17 protein-coding genes are annotated in these 16,336 nt (G+C 62.2%); 9 read left to right on the top strand and 8 right to left on the bottom strand.

All coding sequences use genetic code 11. The annotated features are described in order from the left end of the window. Positions 1 to 251: 251 nt before the first annotated feature. Positions 252 to 1,049 (top strand): TerC family protein, encoded by a 798-nt coding sequence (locus tag ABAC460_RS46375; RefSeq protein ID WP_023455731.1) that lies wholly within the window; start codon positions 252 to 254, stop codon positions 1,047 to 1,049. A 121-nt stretch (positions 1,050 to 1,170) separates the two neighbouring features. Continuing rightward, positions 1,171 to 2,049, top strand: coding sequence for a hypothetical protein (locus ABAC460_RS46380; protein WP_023455732.1), 879 nt, complete (start codon positions 1,171 to 1,173; stop codon positions 2,047 to 2,049). Positions 2,050 to 2,210: 161 nt separating this feature from the next. Here ABAC460_RS46380 and ABAC460_RS46385 read toward each other — a convergent pair whose 3' ends face one another. Beyond that, on the bottom strand, positions 2,211 to 3,197 hold the full coding sequence (locus tag ABAC460_RS46385) for an isoaspartyl peptidase/L-asparaginase family protein (protein WP_023455733.1): 987 nt from the start codon (positions 3,195 to 3,197) through the stop codon (positions 2,211 to 2,213). Between the two features lie 247 nt (positions 3,198 to 3,444). Between ABAC460_RS46385 and ABAC460_RS46390 the strand changes: the two genes are divergently transcribed. From ABAC460_RS46390 to ABAC460_RS46400, 3 genes are all read left to right on the top strand, one after another. Beyond that, positions 3,445 to 3,978: an NUDIX hydrolase gene (locus ABAC460_RS46390; RefSeq protein WP_023455734.1), complete on the top strand. Its 534-nt coding sequence runs from the start codon at positions 3,445 to 3,447 to the stop codon at positions 3,976 to 3,978. Between the two features lie 76 nt (positions 3,979 to 4,054). Then, positions 4,055 to 5,305, top strand: coding sequence for a polyhydroxyalkanoate depolymerase (locus ABAC460_RS46395; RefSeq protein WP_023455735.1), 1,251 nt, complete (start codon positions 4,055 to 4,057; stop codon positions 5,303 to 5,305). After that, positions 5,289 to 6,002, top strand: coding sequence for a M48 family metallopeptidase (locus tag ABAC460_RS46400; protein WP_023455736.1), 714 nt, complete (start codon positions 5,289 to 5,291; stop codon positions 6,000 to 6,002). Before ABAC460_RS46395 ends, ABAC460_RS46400 begins: the two co-directional genes overlap by 17 nt. A 40-nt stretch (positions 6,003 to 6,042) precedes the next feature. Here ABAC460_RS46400 and ABAC460_RS46405 read toward each other — a convergent pair whose 3' ends face one another. Both ABAC460_RS46405 and ABAC460_RS46410 read right to left on the bottom strand, forming a co-directional pair. After that, the gene (locus ABAC460_RS46405; protein WP_035426550.1) at positions 6,043 to 8,115 is read right to left on the bottom strand and encodes a transglycosylase domain-containing protein; all 2,073 of its coding nucleotides are present in this window, start codon (positions 8,113 to 8,115) and stop codon (positions 6,043 to 6,045) included. Positions 8,116 to 8,267: 152 nt separating this feature from the next. After that, on the bottom strand, positions 8,268 to 8,624 hold the full coding sequence (locus ABAC460_RS46410) for a winged helix-turn-helix transcriptional regulator (RefSeq protein WP_023455738.1): 357 nt from the start codon (positions 8,622 to 8,624) through the stop codon (positions 8,268 to 8,270). Between the two features lie 115 nt (positions 8,625 to 8,739). Between ABAC460_RS46410 and ABAC460_RS46415 the strand changes: the two genes are divergently transcribed. The 4 genes from ABAC460_RS46415 to ABAC460_RS46430 all read left to right on the top strand — a co-directional run bounded on the left by ABAC460_RS46415 (position 8,740) and on the right by ABAC460_RS46430 (position 11,865). Next, positions 8,740 to 8,943, top strand: a complete 204-nt coding sequence (locus ABAC460_RS46415; RefSeq protein ID WP_023455739.1) for a tautomerase family protein — start codon at positions 8,740 to 8,742, stop codon at positions 8,941 to 8,943. 1 nt (position 8,944) lies between these two features. Continuing rightward, positions 8,945 to 9,406, top strand: coding sequence for a DMT family transporter (locus ABAC460_RS46420; protein WP_023455740.1), 462 nt, complete (start codon positions 8,945 to 8,947; stop codon positions 9,404 to 9,406). Positions 9,407 to 9,444: 38 nt separating this feature from the next. After that, positions 9,445 to 10,998, top strand: coding sequence for a RecQ family ATP-dependent DNA helicase (locus tag ABAC460_RS46425; protein ID WP_023455741.1), 1,554 nt, complete (start codon positions 9,445 to 9,447; stop codon positions 10,996 to 10,998). Positions 10,999 to 11,133: 135 nt separating this feature from the next. Beyond that, entirely contained in the window at positions 11,134 to 11,865 is a 732-nt protein-coding gene (locus ABAC460_RS46430; RefSeq protein WP_023455742.1) for a vWA domain-containing protein, read from the top strand. A gap of 3 nt (positions 11,866 to 11,868) precedes the next feature. On the opposite strand, the gene ABAC460_RS46435 is transcribed toward ABAC460_RS46430, so the two are convergent. The 5 genes from ABAC460_RS46435 to gyrB all read right to left on the bottom strand — a co-directional run bounded on the left by ABAC460_RS46435 (position 11,869) and on the right by gyrB (position 16,333). Further along, entirely contained in the window at positions 11,869 to 12,165 is a 297-nt protein-coding gene (locus ABAC460_RS46435) for a type II toxin-antitoxin system RelE/ParE family toxin (protein WP_023455743.1), read from the bottom strand. Then, positions 12,162 to 12,428 (bottom strand): type II toxin-antitoxin system ParD family antitoxin, encoded by a 267-nt coding sequence (locus tag ABAC460_RS46440; RefSeq protein WP_023455744.1) that lies wholly within the window; start codon positions 12,426 to 12,428, stop codon positions 12,162 to 12,164. Before ABAC460_RS46440 ends, ABAC460_RS46435 begins: the two co-directional genes overlap by 4 nt. 78 nt (positions 12,429 to 12,506) lie before the next feature. Continuing rightward, entirely contained in the window at positions 12,507 to 13,388 is an 882-nt protein-coding gene (locus tag ABAC460_RS46445; RefSeq protein WP_023455745.1) for an AraC family transcriptional regulator, read from the bottom strand. A gap of 72 nt (positions 13,389 to 13,460) precedes the next feature. Further along, on the bottom strand, positions 13,461 to 13,832 hold the full coding sequence (locus tag ABAC460_RS46450) for a peptidyl-tRNA hydrolase (protein ID WP_023455746.1): 372 nt from the start codon (positions 13,830 to 13,832) through the stop codon (positions 13,461 to 13,463). A 29-nt stretch (positions 13,833 to 13,861) separates the two neighbouring features. Then, positions 13,862 to 16,333, bottom strand: a complete 2,472-nt coding sequence (gene gyrB, locus ABAC460_RS46455) for a DNA topoisomerase (ATP-hydrolyzing) subunit B (RefSeq protein ID WP_023455747.1) — start codon at positions 16,331 to 16,333, stop codon at positions 13,862 to 13,864. Positions 16,334 to 16,336: the final 3 nt, after the last annotated feature.

A 16,336-nucleotide genomic window follows, 5' to 3' on the forward strand; every position in this document is an offset into this window, starting at 1 on the left:
TTTAAAAAACGGGCGGGCACAGGAACACGGGCGCAGCTTCAGCGCCTCCCCAGCCTCGGGCCGCGGGCTCCTTAGCATAGGGATTTCCGCACCGCAACCGACGAAGAACCGGCATTATGAAGAATCGGCGACGCGCGGGGTGCGACAAAATAACCCGATTGTGAAACGGAATAACTTGGCGTCGCGCACCTTGAGAACTAAGCCAGTTCGCATATGTAAGAACAAAGGCTGTCAATTCAGGGAACCCATAGATGGACTCCATCCTCGCACTCTTCTCCGATCCCGCCGTCTGGGCGGCGCTCGTCACCCTCATCGTCATGGAGGTGGTGCTGGGGATCGACAACCTGGTCTTCATCTCCATCCTGTCGAACAAGCTGCCGGAAAAGGACCGCCAACGTACCCGCCGAATCGGTATCGGCCTGGCGCTGATCATGCGCCTGGCCCTGTTGTCGCTGATCGGCTTCATCGTCGCCCTGACCGCGCCGGTGTTCGATCTCGGCTTCGTCGGCCCGGCAGGCGAACACGGCGAACCGCTGTTCGAGACCGCCTTCTCATGGCGCGACCTGATCCTGATCGCCGGCGGCCTGTTCCTGGTTTGGAAGGCCACCAAAGAGATCCACCATACGGTCGATACCGCGCCGACCCACGACGTGATGGACGCCAAGAACGCGGTCATCAACAATGCCGGGGCCGCCATCGTCCAGATCATCCTGCTGGACCTGGTCTTTTCGGTCGATTCGATCCTGACCGCGGTCGGCATGACCGACCATGTGCCGGTGATGATGGTCGCCGTCATCGTCGCCGTCCTGGTGATGCTGCTGGCCTCCGACCCGCTGGCCAACTTCATCGAAAAGAACCCGACCGTGGTCATGCTGGCCCTGGGTTTCCTGCTGATGATCGGAACGGTTTTGATCGCCGACGGCTTCGGCGTCCACGTCCCCAAGGGCTATATCTACGCCGCCATGGCCTTCTCGGCCCTGGTGGAGGGGCTGAACATGATGGCCCGGGCCGCCAAGAAAAAGTCGGCCGACAAGGCCAAGCTGCACTGATCTGGACGTCAGTCCGCACGACAACGCCCGCTTCGACGAAGCGGGCGTTTTTGTATCTGTAACGCCGTATTAAGCTCATCCGTGCGACACTGGCCTCATCCATTCGCAGAAGGCGAAATGCATGTACATCGACCAGGGCTTTATCATAAGCGCCTACCAGCCCCGGCGCACCAAGCCGGCGTTTGAGGATGCGCCGAATCCGGCCGCCAATGTCACCATGGCGCCCCTGGCGCGCGGCATGTCGAACGAAAAATACTTCGCGCTCAAAAAGGCCGACGACCACCAGAAAGAACTGCAGGCCAAGGTCGGCAAGGTCTTCGACAACGAGCAGATGAAGGCCCACACCGAGCGCAAGAACCGCGTCCGCGCCAAGCTCGAAAAACTGATGGAACACCTGAAGATCCTGAGGAAGCTCTTTTCGGGCAACCCCAAGGAGATGGCGCGCGCCCTGACCCAGGTGTTCAAGGACCTGAAAGCCGCGCTTAAAGAATTCAAGGAAGCGACCAAGGGCCAGATGGACCTAAGTGTCTCTGCGTCAGCGGCGATCGTGCCGCCGCCGGCCGATACGGCTGTGACGCCCCCCGGTACGGAAACCAAGGAGGGCGAGGCCGAAGCCGACAAGGCAGACGCCGAGACCGAGGCGACCGCTGACTCAGCCGAAGCGGCGACGGAGACCACTTCGGCAGCACCGACAGCTACCGAAGAGCCCAAGGGCACGGTGACGCATGAGGAACTGGTCGGCGCCGTTCGCCGGGAGATTGGCCAGGACGGCCTGAAATTCCTGAAGGAACTGAAGGGGATATTGTCCTATATCGAAGAGAAGATGCTTCAACCAGCGCGCCTCCAGAAGGCGTCTCAAAAGCCCGACAAGGACATGGACAAGGTCTTCGAGGCCATGGACAAGGAGCTGAAGGAGCTTCTCAAAGAGATGAAGGACATGGAACGCGACCTGAAGCAGGGCGTGGCGGAGACCGGCACCGTACTGGACATCACAGCGTAAAATTTTACCTCTCCCGCAAGCGCCAGGCTATCGCATACGGGTTTTTCAAGCTCCCTCCTCCCCACTTGTGGGGAGGGGAACCGCGAAGCGGTGGAGGGGTATGGGTAGACGCGATTGTCACCTATGTCTCCGGGCTAGAGAAGGGATTTTGACTGCGCCCCCTACTTCTCATCGGCATAAATCGCTGTTTTCGCAGCCGTTTCCGACGACAAAGTTCCGCGATACATCCCCGACACATTCAGCGCGAACGCCACCTTCCCGTCCTTATCCATACTAATCAACCCACCATCGCCGCCGATCTTTCCGATCTCTGCAATGGTCGCATCCGCCGCCGACTGAATCCCCTCATCGTTCCAGTGCACCCGATCGCACACCTGGCGCGCAGCGTTCTGGCGGATGAAATACTCTCCCGTCCCGGTCCCCGACACAGCGCACTGACCATCGATGGCGATCGTCCCCGATCCGATCAGCGGCGAATCACCGATCCGCCCCCACATCTTGCCGGTCAAACCGCCCGTCGAGGTCGCCGCCGCCAAATGCCCGCCCTGATCCAGCGCCACAGCCCCCACCGTGCCATACTTGTGCGTATCATCGACACCCGACAGCCCCTGCGACGCCTTCCACTTCAAATAGGCCTCCCACCGCGCCTCGGTGCGGAAATAGGACGGATCGACCTGCTCCAGACCCTGCTCGCCCGCGAACTGATCGGCGCCCTGACCCGTCAACAACACATGCCGAGACTTATCCATCACCACCCGCGCCGCCGATACCGGATGCTTGGTCGTCGTCAGGCTGGCCACCGCGCCAGCCTTTAAGGTCGCGCCATCCATGATCGAGGCATCGAGATAGTTCTTTCCGTCCGCCGCAAACACCGCCCCGCGCCCGGCATTGAATAGAGGATTGTCCTCCAGCACCTTCACGGTCGCTTCGACAGCATCGACCGCCGAACCGCCCTTTTCCAGCACCGCCTGCCCCGCCGCCAGAGCCTCGTTCAACCCCTGCCGGTACAAACCTTCCTTCTCCGTCGTCAGGTCACCGCGGTCGATCACCCCGGCGCCGCCATGGATGGCCAGCGACCATTTTCCGGGTTCGGCCTGGGCGGGCGCGGCAAACAACAGGGCGAGGGCGAAAAGGGCGATCCGGTGCATGGACATCTCCGTGACAGACTCACGAATCTAAGGCAGGTTTCGGTGGAACGGAATCACTTCTTTCTTATCCTCCCCCGCAAGCGGGGGAGGTGTCGAGCGAGCGAAGCCGAAGGCGTAGCAAGTCGAGACGGAGGGGGAGCCAAGAGCTCGGAGCTCGTAACGCCCCCTCCGCTTCGACGCGCTTCGCCCAAGAGGGCTTGCTTGCTCAGCACCTCCCCCGCAAGCGGTGGAGGATAGAGGCGCAAAAATGACCCCTATCGACGTTCTCGAAGCCTATGCCCGCCGCTATCCCGCCGAGGCCGCCATGGCCCAGCGCAGCCGCGACCTTCTGCTCCAGGCGCCCGACATGATGGCCCGGTCCAGCACCCCGGCCCACGTCACCGCCTCGGTCCTGATCCCGCAAGGCGACGGCCTGCTGACCATCTGGCATCCCCATCTGAAACAGTGGCTGCAGCCCGGCGGCCATGTCGACCCGGGCGAGAACATCCTGACCGCCGCCCTGCGCGAAGCCCGCGAGGAAACCGGCTATATCTGTGACCTGATGCAGGACGACACCCTGCCCTACGATATCGACTGCCTGTTCGTGCCGGCCAACGCCAAAAAGGCCGAATCCGATCACTGGCATATCGATTTTCGCTACCTGCTAAGGCCCACGGCCCGCGCCGGCGAGCCCGAACTGCCGACCGCCTGCGTGCCGTTTCGCCATCTCGGCGACATGTCACCGTCCCTGGCGCGGCTGGCCCAGAAGATGCAACAGAATTTTACATCACATTGTCATTGATCCGATCGTAATCAATTGACGCTTTACCATACTGATGTACCTGTGTTGGTACCGGTAACCGAGTTCAACGACCAAAATGCTCTATTCTCTGCACGAGTACGCCTATTACGCCGCCTCTCCGCTGCGGGCCATGGCCCAGCTGACGCGCGACTTCTGGGGGTCGAAGTTCAATCCGGCTGCCGATACGGCCCTGGGGCGCACGCTTTACGCCTCCGCCGAACTGTTCAGCAATGTCACCCGCCGATACGGCAAGCCCGAATGGCACCTGGACAGCGTCGAGATCAATGGCCACCCCGTCCGCGTTTCGATCATTGAGGACTGGGACAGCCCGTGGTGCCGCCTGCTGCGCTTCCAGCGTGACCCGTCGGACCTGCGCCGCGCCAAGAAGAAGACCACCGGTCCGGCCGTGCTGATCGTGGCGCCCCTGTCGGGGCACTACGCCACCCTGCTGCGCGGAACGGTCCAGGAATTCCTGCTCGATCACGACGTTTACGTCACCGACTGGGCCAATGCCCGCCAGGTGCCGGTGCTGGAGGGCCGCTTCGACTTCCACTCCTATATCGACCATATCCGCGAGATGCTGAAGGCCATCGGCGCGCGCTGCCACGTCGTGGCGGTATGCCAGCCGGGCCCGCCGGTCCTGGCCGCGGCCTGCCTGATGTCGGAGGACAAGGATCCCAACCGCCCGGCCTCCATGACCTTCATGGGCTCGCCGATCGACGCCCGCTTCAATCCGACCGTGACCAACAACCTGGCCCAGGAAAAGCCCTTTACCTGGTTCCGCTCGAACATGGTCCACACCGTGCCGCCGCCCTATCCCGGCGTCGGCCGCCGCGTTTATCCGGGCTTCGTCCAGCTTTACAGTTTCATGAGCATGAATGAGGCGCGCCACACCGACGCCCACTGGGAATATTTCAACTCCCTGGTCGCCAATGACGGTGACGGCACCAATAAGCACCTGGAATTCTACGACGAATATCTGTCGGTCCTGGACCTGACCGAGGAATTCTACCTCCAGACCATCAACCTGGTCTTCCAGAAATTCGCCCTGCCCAAGGGCGAACTGGTCCACAACGGCCGCAAGGTTGACTGCGGCGCCATTACCGATATCGCCCTGATGACGGTCGAAGGCGAAAAGGACGACATTTCCGGCGTCGGCCAGACCCAGGCCGCCCACGGCATGTGCCCGAACATTCCGGAAGACCGCAAGGAACTCTATGTCCAGAAGGGCGCCGGCCACTACGGCGTCTTCAACGGCCGCCGCTTCCGCGAAGAGATCTATCCGCGCATCCGCGACTTCATCGCCAAACATGATCGCCTTGCTTAAACCGTCCTATAGGGACGGCGACACGGTCGATTTCGGCGCCTACCGCGTAAAGCTGGCGGTTAATCCGCGCGCCCGCGGCGTAAAGGTGCGCATCGACCGGATGGGCAATGTCGTGGCCACGGCGGGCAAACCGGGCAAGCTGGCCGATGCTGTGGCCTTTACCCGCACCCAGCACGACTGGATCGTCAAACAGCTCGACAAATGCGTCCAGGCCGAGCGCTTCACCCCGGGCCAGGTCCTGACCATCGCCGGTCTGTCGGTGATCCTGGCCGAAAAGGCCGGCGTGATTTCGCCGCGCCTGGTCGATGGCCAACTGATCACCAGCGGCGACGAAGCCACCTATGCTCGCCGCATCGAACGGTGGCTGCGGCAACAGGCGCTGAAGGCCCTGACCAAGGAAACCGATGCCTATGCCCTGAAGCTGGGCTTTACCGGTGTGAAGTCATCCCTGTTCGACGCCAAGGGCCGCTGGGGATCATGTACGCCAGCACGCAAGGCGATCCGCTATTCGTGGCGGGTGATCCTGGCACCGCCTTCGGTGCTGTCTTATCTGTGCGCGCATGAGGTCGCCCACCTGCGCCACCCGGACCACAGCCCCCGTTTCTGGGCCGAGGTGACCGGACTTTACGGCGGCGACTACCGCCCGGCGCGGAACTGGCTGAAAACCGAAGGCCAGAACCTGTTCAAGTATCAGTAAGGTTTGAAAAAACCCTCCGGCGGACCGGAGGGTTTTTCACTTAGTTCTGGTTCTGCTTCTGGGCTTCGGAGAAGATCTCGTCCAGCGTCTCGTCCGTCTTGTCCTTCTTCGGTTTCTCTTCCGGATTGGGGATCGGATCCATGGTCACGATCGGCGGAACATTGTCATTGGCGACAGGCGGCGCCACGGAAGTCGAGACATTGCCCGCCTGGGTGCCCAACAGGCTCTTCAGGGCATCCTCGGCCACCTGACCGAAATCAGTCTGCGGCGCCGGGCCGGCCGGAATCGCCGTCACCTGAATCCGCTTCAGCGCACTCGACATATAGGTCTTCCAGATCGCCGCCGGCGTACCGCCGCCCGTGACCTTGCCCTTCATCGAAGTGTTGTCGTCACGACCGACCCACACCACCGTCACGAAGTTGCCTGTATAGCCGGCAAACCAGGCGTCACGATAATCGCTGGTCGTGCCGGTCTTGCCGGCCAGATCGTAACCCGCGATCTGGGCGCCCGTACCGGTACCGCGGGTCAGAACACCGCGCATCATCTGGTTCATGTTCTGCAGCGGCGGGTTATTGATCACCCGCGCGCGGTTCTCGGCCTTGTACTGATACAGCACCTTGCCGGATTTCGTCCGTATACGGACAATGCCGTAGGCATCGGCACGGATGCCGCCATTGGCGAAGGGCACATAGGCCTGGGCCATCTCGACCGGGGTCACGTCGGCGGTCCCCAGCGCCATGGCCGGGTCGGTGTTCAGCTTGGACGTCAGGCCCAGCCGGCGGGCGGTCGCAGCCACGTCGCCACGACCGACATCGTTGGCCAGGCGCGCCGCCACCGTATTGACCGACTCGGCCAGGGCGTATTGCAGGTCGATCAGGCCGAGATACTTCTTGGTGTAGTTTTCCGGCGCCCAGTCACCGATGCTGTAGGGCTCGTCAACCACCGGCGTGGTCGGCTGATAGCCCTTTTCCATGGCGGTCAGATAGACGAACGGCTTGAACGACGAACCCGCCTGGCGATGGGCGTCGACGGCGCGGTTGAACTGCGAGTCGGCATAGGAGACGCCGCCGATCATGGCGACGATGCGGCCATTGCCGTCGACCGAGACCAGGGCCGCCTGCTGGACGCCCTTCTTGGCGTCGCGGGCCATGATGGCCTGGATGGCGCGTTCGGCGTCGGTCTGGATCGGCAGGTCCAGGGTGGTTTCGACGATCAGGTCCTCGGTATTCTTCGGATCGATATAGCCGCGGACCTGGCCATCGAGATAGTCAACGAAGTACTGGGCATGGGCATTGGCCAGGGTCTTGGAGACGCTGATCTTCTTGGACAGGGCCTCGGCACGTTGTTCCGGGGTGATGACCTTGGCGTCGACCATTTCATTGAGCACGATCATGGTGCGCTTGGCGGAACGTTCCGTATCCGACAGCGGCGAATAGGACGACGGCCCTTTCATCATACCGGCCAGGGTGGCGGCTTCGGCGATGGTCAGGTCCTTGGCGGCCTTGTTGAAATAGCGCTGGGACGCGGCCTCGATGCCATAGGCGCCGGCGCCGAAATAGACGCGGTTGAGGTACAGGCCCAGGATTTCCTTCTTGGTGAACTTGTACTCCAGCCACATCGACAGCATCAATTCCTGGACCTTGCGCTTCAGGTTCTGGTCGGCCGACAGGAACAGGTTGCGCGCCAGCTGCTGGGTGATGGTCGAACCACCGGCCAGGTTGGCGCCCTTCTTCTTGGTCATATTGCGGACCAGGGCGCGGGTAATACCGACCGGGTCGAAACCCGGGTGCTGGAAGAAGCGGCGGTCTTCGATGGCGACGAAGGCCAGGGGCACGTAATCGGGCAGCTTATCGACATCGACCGGCGGAGCATATTGCGATCCGCGCACCGAAATCAGCGCGCCCGAGCGGTCGAGATAGGTCACCGAAGGCTGGCGGTTGGTCTGATACAGGTTGGAAGTATCGGGCAGGTCGATGGCCATGACAGCCAGGAAGGCGATGCCGAAAATGGCGATCCAGATCAGGCCGATCGTCGCCCAATAGAAGACCGCCTGCAAAGGTGATCGCCGGCCACCTGATTTTTTCCCCCCAGCCGGGGCCATTCCCTTCGCCATGAAATCCTTACTCCCGGCCGTACACGTGCACGGCCCCATACCGCCCACGCGCGTTTATAACCGCTGAAAACGGCTCTGTCGCGTGAAACCTTGTGAAAGCCCCGAGGTCACTCAACGGCATCATTTAGGCAAAATTATGGGTTAACCGCCTGTCACGCCGCTTCGGCTCGACGGGCCTTGAGACGCTGGCCGACGCTGACAATGGCCTTGAGGGCCGGAACCAGTTCCGCCCCCAATTCGGTCAGGGCATATTCGACCGACGGCGGCGAGGTCGGCATAACACACCGCGTCACCACGCCCTTGTCTTCCAGATCCTTCAACCGCGCGCTCAACACCTTGGCCGAAACCGGCACCATATCGGCCTTGAGCTCACCGAACCGGCGCGCGCCCGCGCTCAGATACCAGACGACATTGGGTGTCCAGGCCCCACCCAAAAGCGCCATGCATTCGCCGACCGCACACAGGGGCGGCAGGGCTTCGGCTTTGTTTTTTCTCAGTTTCAGAACCATCACGACACACGACTTACTGGCAGGTAACCGGATTAATTTAGTTACTAATAGTAACTTGATTTACAAAGGTAAGTCCAGGACCTATCTGGGGAGCGTCACAACGGAGGTGCTGTTCATGCCCTATGTCAATATCAGGATTACCCGCGAAGGCGCCACGCCCGAGCAGAAGGCCGCGCTGATCAAGGGCGCCACTGACCTGCTGGTCGAGGTGCTCGGCAAGAACCCGGCGACGACCTTCGTGGTTATCGACGAGGTCGAACTCGACAACTGGGGCGTCGCCGGCGAGACCGTGCGCGAACTTCGCAAGAAGGGGCAATGAGATGAACGCCGGATATGCAATCTGGGCCTTTGCCGCCGGAGCCCTTATTCCCGTCATGGCCGCCATCAGCGGATCGCTGGCCCGCGCGACGGGCAGCCCCGTCCTGGCCGTGTTCGTCCTGTTCGTGGTCGGCCTCGTCGCCTCGGCCGCCGTCCTGCTGGCGACCGGGACGCAAGGCCTGGCCACCTTGCCGAAATTGCCGCCGTGGCTGTTCACCGGCGGCCTGATTATCGCCTTTTATGGCCTCAGCGTCGCCGTACTCACCCCACGCTTCGGGGTCGGCAACACCATCCTGTTCATCGTTGCAGCCCAGATCGTGACCAGCACCGCAATCGACCATTTCGGCCTGTTCGGCGCCGCTGTGAAACCGGTCAACCTGGTCCGCCTCGGCGGATTGGCCGTCTTGATCCTGGGGGTTGCCATTACACAGTTGGCGGCAAAAACGCCCGCGCCGGCACAATGACGATTCACATGGCGGGCGTTCTCGTCTAGGTTAAGGGCATGTCCCTGCTTGAACGCGCGCCCGATCTGGCTGCCGCCAATGAAATCCTCCATCGCGTCTTCGGCTACGAACAGTTCCGCGGCAAACAGGCGGAGGTGATTTCCGCCGTCCTGGCCGGACGCGATGTCCTGGCCGTACTACCGACCGGCGGCGGCAAGAGCCTGTGCTACCAGATACCCGCCCTGTTGCGCCCCGGATTTGGTCTGGTCATCTCGCCGCTGATTGCGCTGATGAGCGACCAGGTCAATGCCCTGGTGGCGCGAGGGGTGAAGGCGGCCAAACTCGATTCGACCCAGGACCTGACCCAGCGCGGCGATATCTGGGACGCCGCCCGCACGGGTGAACTGGACCTGCTCTATCTGTCACCCGAAGCCCTGGCTTCGCCGTTCGTACGCGATAAGCTGAGCCGCCTGCCGGTCAATCTGGTTGCCATCGACGAAGCCCACTGCATCAGCCAGTGGGGCCACGATTTCCGGCCGGAATACCGTGCCCTGGGCCAGGTCAAGGCCCTGTTCCCCGACGTGCCGGCCATGGCGCTGACGGCCACGGCCGACCATGTCACCCGCGCCGATATCTGTGCTGCCCTGCATCTCGACAATCCGGTCGAGGTCGTCGCCGGCTTCGACCGCCCCAACCTGTCGCTGCGCTTCGTGCGCCGCAAGGGCGCGGCCCTGAAAGAGATTTCCGCTCTGCTGCAACGCCAGAAGGGCGCTTCGGGCATCATCTATTGCGGCTCGCGCGACGGCACCGAGAAACTGGCCCGCGCCCTGAGCCTGGAAGGCTTTTCCGCCACCGCCTATCACGCTGGCCTGCCCGCCAACACCCGGGAAGACCGGCTGAAGGCCTTCATGGCCGGAAAAGCCAAGATCATGGTGGCGACGATCGCGTTTGGGATGGGCATCAACAAGGCCGATGTCCGCTTCGTTGTCCATGCCGACCCGCCATCGTCGATGGAGGCCTATTGGCAGGAGGTCGGCCGCGCCGGCCGTGACGGTCTGCCGGCGTCGGGCGTGTGCTTCTATGCCCCCGGCGATCTCGGCTGGGCGGTGCGCCGCCTGACCTTGAGGGAGAACGAGGGCGCTGCGGACCAGAGCGTCCAGAAACAGAAGGCCCGGGACTTCTTTGCGACGGTTCTGGGCCCGGATTGCCGCCGCCAGGCAGTGAAGCGCTATTTCGGCGAGGAGGCCGGCGGCGCCTGCGGCACCTGCGACAACTGCCTGTCGCGCGGGCGTTTGACCGACGTCACGGAAGCTGCGCAGATGCTGATGTCGGCCCTGTATCGCCTCAATGGTCCGCGCGGCCGCAAGAAGCTGGTCGAGCATGTGCTGGGTAAATCCGACAAGCCCGACTACACCACGCGTATCAAGACCTACGGCATCGCCAAGGGTCATTACGATGCGCCCTTGCTGACCCATGTGCTGGACCAGTGCGAAGCGGCTGGGGTGATCGCGGAGGAGCTCTACGACGGCAAGATGCCGATCGTAGCCCTGCGTGATTCCGACCTGCTGAAACAGCTGTTCAAGGGCGATCTGAAGCTGACAGCGAAGATCTGATCTTTGCCATCCGCCATAAATCCGCCATCACTTGACAGCCAAAACGCCGTTATTCGAACATAGGCCGGCCGCAAACCGGGTGCTCATGTGATAGCGGGGGCGATAACGCCTCCTGCCTTTCTGAGGAGGCCCACCATGCGTAAGACCCTTGTGCTCGCCGCGCTGTTCCTGCTGGCGCTGTTCCCGGCCGCTGTCCGGGCCCATACCGTCAAGGCGCAGAGCGTATCCACCTATATCCTGCTCGACCGCACCGGTTCGATGTCGTCGATCTGGGACGAAGCCCTAACCTCGGTCAATGCCTACGCCGTCGATCTCGGCAAGGAAACGCCGGAGGATGCCGGCCTGAAGACCTCGATCACCCTGGCCGTCTTCGACCACCAGGGCGGGCTGCAGTTCGACGTCCTGCGCAACCATGTCGACCCGGTGCAGTGGCGCAACCTGACCTCGGCCGAGGCCAGCCCGCGCGGTATGACGCCCTTGTATGACGCCATCGGCCGCATGGTCAGCCTGGCCGAAAAGGACAATCCGAAACAGGCGGTCCTGGTCATTATGACCGACGGTGAGGAAAATTCGAGCACCGAGTTTAATCAGGGCGCCGCCAAAGCGGCTCTAGACCGGGCGCGGGCGCGTGGCTGGGAAGTGGTCTTCCTGGGCGCCGAGTTCGCCAAGTTCTCCGACGCCGGCGCCATGGGCGTCGACGCCAGTCAGACCATGGCGGTCAGCAAGGACGGCATGACCTCGACCATGCAGAACCTGGCGAAGAAGAACCGCAGCTATGGCCAGTCGGAAGGCAAGGCCAAGGTGGTCTTCGACGACGCCGACCGCGCCACCGCCAACGAAGAAGACGTCAAAAACCGCCAGCAGTAGCTATTAATTGTCGTTGTCGAATATGGCCGCGAGATTACGGGCGCCGTGGAGAATACGTTCAATACGTACCACTGCATCCGACAGGGTATAAAAGATCACATAGCGGCCATAAGGTACGGATCGAAAACCCGGTAACAGGTCGTATCGCGGCCGTCCGCTTAAGGGCGCATTCAACAGGCTTTCGCAACGATCCATCAGCTCCGATACAAAGGTCTCGGCCCTAGGAATATTGTCACTGGCGATATAGTCACCGATTTCAAGAAGATCCAATCTCGCCAAAGGCGCAATGATCAACTTCATAAGCCTTTGTCCTCAGCCATCTTGCGGTAGCGGGACTTCAATTCAGCGAATACGTCTTCTGCCGGAATGCCAGGCCCGCTTTCCATACCGGCGCGCAAGGCGGCACGCAATTCTTCAAGCTCGACCTCGCGGCGGCTTTCGCGTTCTTCGATGATGCGCAAACCATCGCGCAGGATTTCACTCTTCGAATTGTAGCGTCCGGACTGGATCAAACGCTCCATCATGGTTTCGAAATGTGTGCCTAAGGCGTAGCTGCTGGGCATGACGGTCTCCGAAAAGAAAGGCGGTCTATGATAATTATTATCATAAACCGCCTCGGATTTCAAATCCGCGGCGACCCCCTACTTCAGCGGCAGAAACACGTCCGCGACCGCTTCATGTTGCGGCACCTCGGGATAGAAGCTCAGCCTCTGACCATAGATTGGAAAATCGCGTGGTTCCTCACCGCTGGCCGGAAGCCATTCGCGGTAGAGGTAGAGCGCGGCGGGCTCCAGGTTGTCGGTATTGCCGACGACGCGCAACACCGCGCAGCGTCCTGCTGGGATCTCACCGGCCCTGATCGTTTCGCCGTTTGCCGCGATCGGCTGGTCGGTGCCGACGCACAGATCCATGCTGTAATCGGCCGGTGACGCGGGACGCCGTTCAGAACGCCAGACCGTAAAGGTCGGATGGTCTTTGGGCGGCAGGCCGGCGGCCTTGCGCCAGGCGATGAAGCGCTGGATGGTGGCGCCCAGCGTCGCCGGGTCGCCGCGATGCTCCATGATCGCCACGGGTGTTGCCGGCACATCCCGAATCGTCACGTCGGCGGGGCTAAAGGTCTTTTGCATGAGTTTGCTCCTGGCTTTGTCGAGAGGCCCAAGGGCCGCATGCCACGACTCCCAATCGGGAGCTTTGCGGAATCCAGACGGCGACTGCCCGAACCTTTGCCGAAAGGCGCGGGCGAAAGCATCCGGAGCGTCGTAACCGGCATCCATAGCTATGTCCGTAACGCTTTGCGCCTCCATGTAGGTCAGTTGGTGCGAAGCGCGCTTCATACGGGCAAGCTGGACATAGCTGTGGACCGACAACCCGAAGGCCGCCGTAAACTGCCGGTGAAAATGGAACTTCGAAAAGGCCGCAACGCCGCTCACAGTTTCCAGGTCCAGATCATCGTCCAGATGCCGGTCTATGTAGTCCAGCACCCGCTGCATCCGGGTATGGTAATTGTGAAGCGCCGCCGTCATCGTCTTCCTCCGTGGCGCAACCATTTAGGCGCTCAGGACCACAGGACGCTCGACCGATCTTGCGGTATCGACCTAAATCAGCGGCCGTAACCCGGCCAGCACCTCTTCGCGATCGTCCGACGAAATCGGGCCGATGCCGATACAGGTCAGGGTCGGCCCTTCGAACACCGTAAAGCCCGCGTCGATCACCTTGGTCACGCCGGTCCTGTCGCGGTAAGCCTCCAGCAGTCGGTCGAACCAGGCCTCGTCGGCGCCATCCTCGTCCTTGGGCATCAGTGCGATCTTGAACGCCCGCGGCCCCTTGCGATAGGCAGCCGCCAGCTCCGGATGCCGATCCAACGCATCCCACCAGGCGTGCAAAAATGCGTGCCCGGCCTGGGCGCCCAGCTTGCCGCGATTGCCCTTCATCGCCTTCACCGCCGCCGGCGAAAAGACGGCGTACATCTTCAAAGGCGCCTTCTCAGTCACGGAACTTACGCGTCCACCTCGGCATCCAGGGCATTTTCCTGGATGAATTCGCGGCGCGGCTCGACCAGATCGCCCATCAGCTTGGAGAACATCTCGTCGGCTTCATCGGCGTGGTTGACCTTGACCTGCAACAGGGTGCGGGCCTCCTTGTCCAGCGTGGTTTCCCACAGCTGCTCGGCGTTCATCTCGCCCAGGCCCTTATAGCGCTGGATGCTCAACCCCTTGCGGCCGGCATCGAGCACCGCGGCCACCAGGTCGAGCGGACCGCGGATATCGGTCGACTTGTCCTTGCGGGTGAAGATCGAAATATCGGTGAACAGCTCCGTCAGCCCCTCGGCGCGCTCACCCAGGCGGCGGGCGTCCTGGCTGTGCAGCAAGGCATCATCCAGGGCGATCTTTTCGGTCACGCCACGTCGGGTGCGCGAGAAGACATAGCCGCCGGCCGGACCGGCTTCGGCCGACCATGGGCCGTCGCCTTCCTGGTTCAGCCGGTCGAGGCGGCGGGCCACCTGCTCCAGATGCGGCTCTGCCCCAAACAGCCCGGCCAGGGCCGCCTGTTCGATGGCAAAGGCCGGGGCACGCGAGGCCAGGCGATCGACGCTGGCCTTGAAGCTCTTGGCGGCGCGGACCTGGGCGTCGAGATCGGCGCCGATGATGCGCTCACCCGAACGCAGCTCCAGGAAGGCATCGTGATTGCCCTCCTCGATCAGATAGGCGTCCAGCTCGGTATCGTCCTTCAGGTAGCGCGACGACTTGCCCTTGGCGACCTTATACAGCGGAGGCTGGGCGATATAGAGGTAACCCTTTTCGATCAGCTCCGGCATCTGACGGTAGAAGAAGGTCAGCAGCAGGGTCCGGATGTGCGCGCCGTCGACGTCGGCGTCGGTCATGATGATGATCTTGTGGTAGCGCAGCTTCTCGATATTGAAGTCGTCGCGGCCGATACCGGCCCCCAGCGCCACGATAAGCGTCCCGATCTGCTCCGACGACAGCATCTTGTCGAACCGCGCCCGCTCAACGTTCAACACCTTGCCGCGCAGGGGCAGGATGGCCTGGTTTTCGCGGTTACGGCCCTGCTTGGCGGAACCACCGGCCGAGTCACCCTCGACGATAAACAGTTCGGAGCGCGCCGGATCGCGTTCCTGGCAGTCGGCCAGCTTCCCGGGCAGGCTGGAGATATCCAGCGCCGACTTGCGCCGCGTCAGATCGCGCGCCTTGCGGGCAGCTTCGCGGGCCGAGGCGGCCTCAATGATCTTGCTGACGATCTGCTTGGCTTCGACGGGGTTTTCCTCGAACCATTGCGTCAGCTTGTCATAGACCAGGCCTTCGACGGCCGGACGGACTTCGGACGAGACCAGCTTGTCTTTTGTCTGGGACGAGAATTTCGGATCCGGCACCTTGACCGACAACACGCAGGTCAAGCCTTCGCGGGCGTCTTCGCCGGTGACGGTGACCTTTTCCTTCTTGGCCGCGCCGGAGCTTTCCAGATAGGCCGTCATGACGCGGGTCAGCGCGCCGCGGAAGGCCGCCAGGTGGGTGCCGCCGTCACGCTGCGGAATGTTGTTGGTGAAGCACAACATCGTCTCGTGGTAGCTGTCGTTCCATTGCAGCGCCAGGTCGACCTCGACCTTTTCACGCTGGCCGCGCACGGCGACCGGCGCCTTGATAATGGCGGTCTTGGCCTTGTCCAGGTGCTTGACGAACTCGACGATGCCGCCGTCGTAATGCAGCAGGGTCTCGTAGGGCTCGGCCTCACGCATGTCGGCGAAGCGGATCGAGACCCCGGAATTGAGGAAGGCCAGTTCGCGCAGGCGGTGTTCCAGCGTCTTACGATCGAAATCGATGAACGAGAAGGTGCCGTCCAGCGTCATGCCCTGGGCGTCCTTCTTGGCCAGCGACGGGAAGAAGGTGACTTCGGTGCCGGTATAGTCGCGGCCGTCTTCGCGCACGGGCGCCTCGCCGATGACTTCCAGCGGCTTGACCGTGGCGCCGCGTTCGAACCGAACCGAATGCTTCTTGCCCTGGCGGAAGATCACCAGGTCGAGATAGTCGGACAGGGCGTTGACGACCGAAACGCCGACGCCGTGGAGGCCGCCGGAGACCTTGTACGAATTCTGGTCGAACTTCCCGCCGGCGTGCAGCTCGGTCATGATCACTTCGGCAGCGGACACACCCTCGCCTTCGTGGATGTCGACCGGGATGCCGCGGCCGTCGTCCGTGACGGTGCACGAACCATCGACATTGAGGATGACCTCGACGCGTGTGGCGTGTCCGGCCAGCACTTCGTCGATGGCGTTATCGACCACTTCATAGACCATGTGATGCAGCCCGGAGCCGTCATCAGTGTCGCCGATATACATGCCGGGACGCTTTCGGACGGCGTCCAGCCCTTTCAGAACCTTGATCGAATCAGCGCCGTATTCGGACTGACCGTTGGCGTCGAGTCCGGTGTTGATGTCTTCGGGTTCATCAGTCATGGG

It is taken from the genome of Asticcacaulis sp. AC460 (assembly GCF_000495795.1).
In the GTDB taxonomy this organism is placed as follows: Bacteria; Pseudomonadota; Alphaproteobacteria; order Caulobacterales; family Caulobacteraceae; genus Asticcacaulis.

Bases quoted from the DNA above. Each gene is read 5' to 3' on its own strand.
- ABAC460_RS46375 (WP_023455731.1), top strand. From the start codon at position 252: ATGGACTCCATCCTCGCACTCTTCTCCGATCCCGCCGTCTGGGCGGCG.
- ABAC460_RS46380 (WP_023455732.1), top strand. From the start codon at position 1,171: ATGTACATCGACCAGGGCTTTATCATAAGCGCCTACCAGCCCCGGCGC.
- ABAC460_RS46385 (WP_023455733.1), bottom strand. From the start codon at position 3,197: ATGCACCGGATCGCCCTTTTCGCCCTCGCCCTGTTGTTTGCCGCGCCC.
- ABAC460_RS46390 (WP_023455734.1), top strand. From the start codon at position 3,445: ATGACCCCTATCGACGTTCTCGAAGCCTATGCCCGCCGCTATCCCGCC.
- ABAC460_RS46395 (WP_023455735.1), top strand. From the start codon at position 4,055: ATGCTCTATTCTCTGCACGAGTACGCCTATTACGCCGCCTCTCCGCTG.
- ABAC460_RS46400 (WP_023455736.1), top strand. From the start codon at position 5,289: ATGATCGCCTTGCTTAAACCGTCCTATAGGGACGGCGACACGGTCGAT.
- ABAC460_RS46405 (WP_035426550.1), bottom strand. From the start codon at position 8,115: ATGGCGAAGGGAATGGCCCCGGCTGGGGGGAAAAAATCAGGTGGCCGG.
- ABAC460_RS46410 (WP_023455738.1), bottom strand. From the start codon at position 8,624: ATGGTTCTGAAACTGAGAAAAAACAAAGCCGAAGCCCTGCCGCCCCTG.
- ABAC460_RS46415 (WP_023455739.1), top strand. From the start codon at position 8,740: ATGCCCTATGTCAATATCAGGATTACCCGCGAAGGCGCCACGCCCGAG.
- ABAC460_RS46420 (WP_023455740.1), top strand. From the start codon at position 8,945: ATGAACGCCGGATATGCAATCTGGGCCTTTGCCGCCGGAGCCCTTATT.
- ABAC460_RS46425 (WP_023455741.1), top strand. From the start codon at position 9,445: ATGTCCCTGCTTGAACGCGCGCCCGATCTGGCTGCCGCCAATGAAATC.
- ABAC460_RS46430 (WP_023455742.1), top strand. From the start codon at position 11,134: ATGCGTAAGACCCTTGTGCTCGCCGCGCTGTTCCTGCTGGCGCTGTTC.
- ABAC460_RS46435 (WP_023455743.1), bottom strand. From the start codon at position 12,165: ATGAAGTTGATCATTGCGCCTTTGGCGAGATTGGATCTTCTTGAAATC.
- ABAC460_RS46440 (WP_023455744.1), bottom strand. From the start codon at position 12,428: ATGCCCAGCAGCTACGCCTTAGGCACACATTTCGAAACCATGATGGAG.
- ABAC460_RS46445 (WP_023455745.1), bottom strand. From the start codon at position 13,388: ATGACGGCGGCGCTTCACAATTACCATACCCGGATGCAGCGGGTGCTG.
- ABAC460_RS46450 (WP_023455746.1), bottom strand. From the start codon at position 13,832: ATGTACGCCGTCTTTTCGCCGGCGGCGGTGAAGGCGATGAAGGGCAAT.
- gyrB (WP_023455747.1), bottom strand. From the start codon at position 16,333: ATGACTGATGAACCCGAAGACATCAACACCGGACTCGACGCCAACGGT.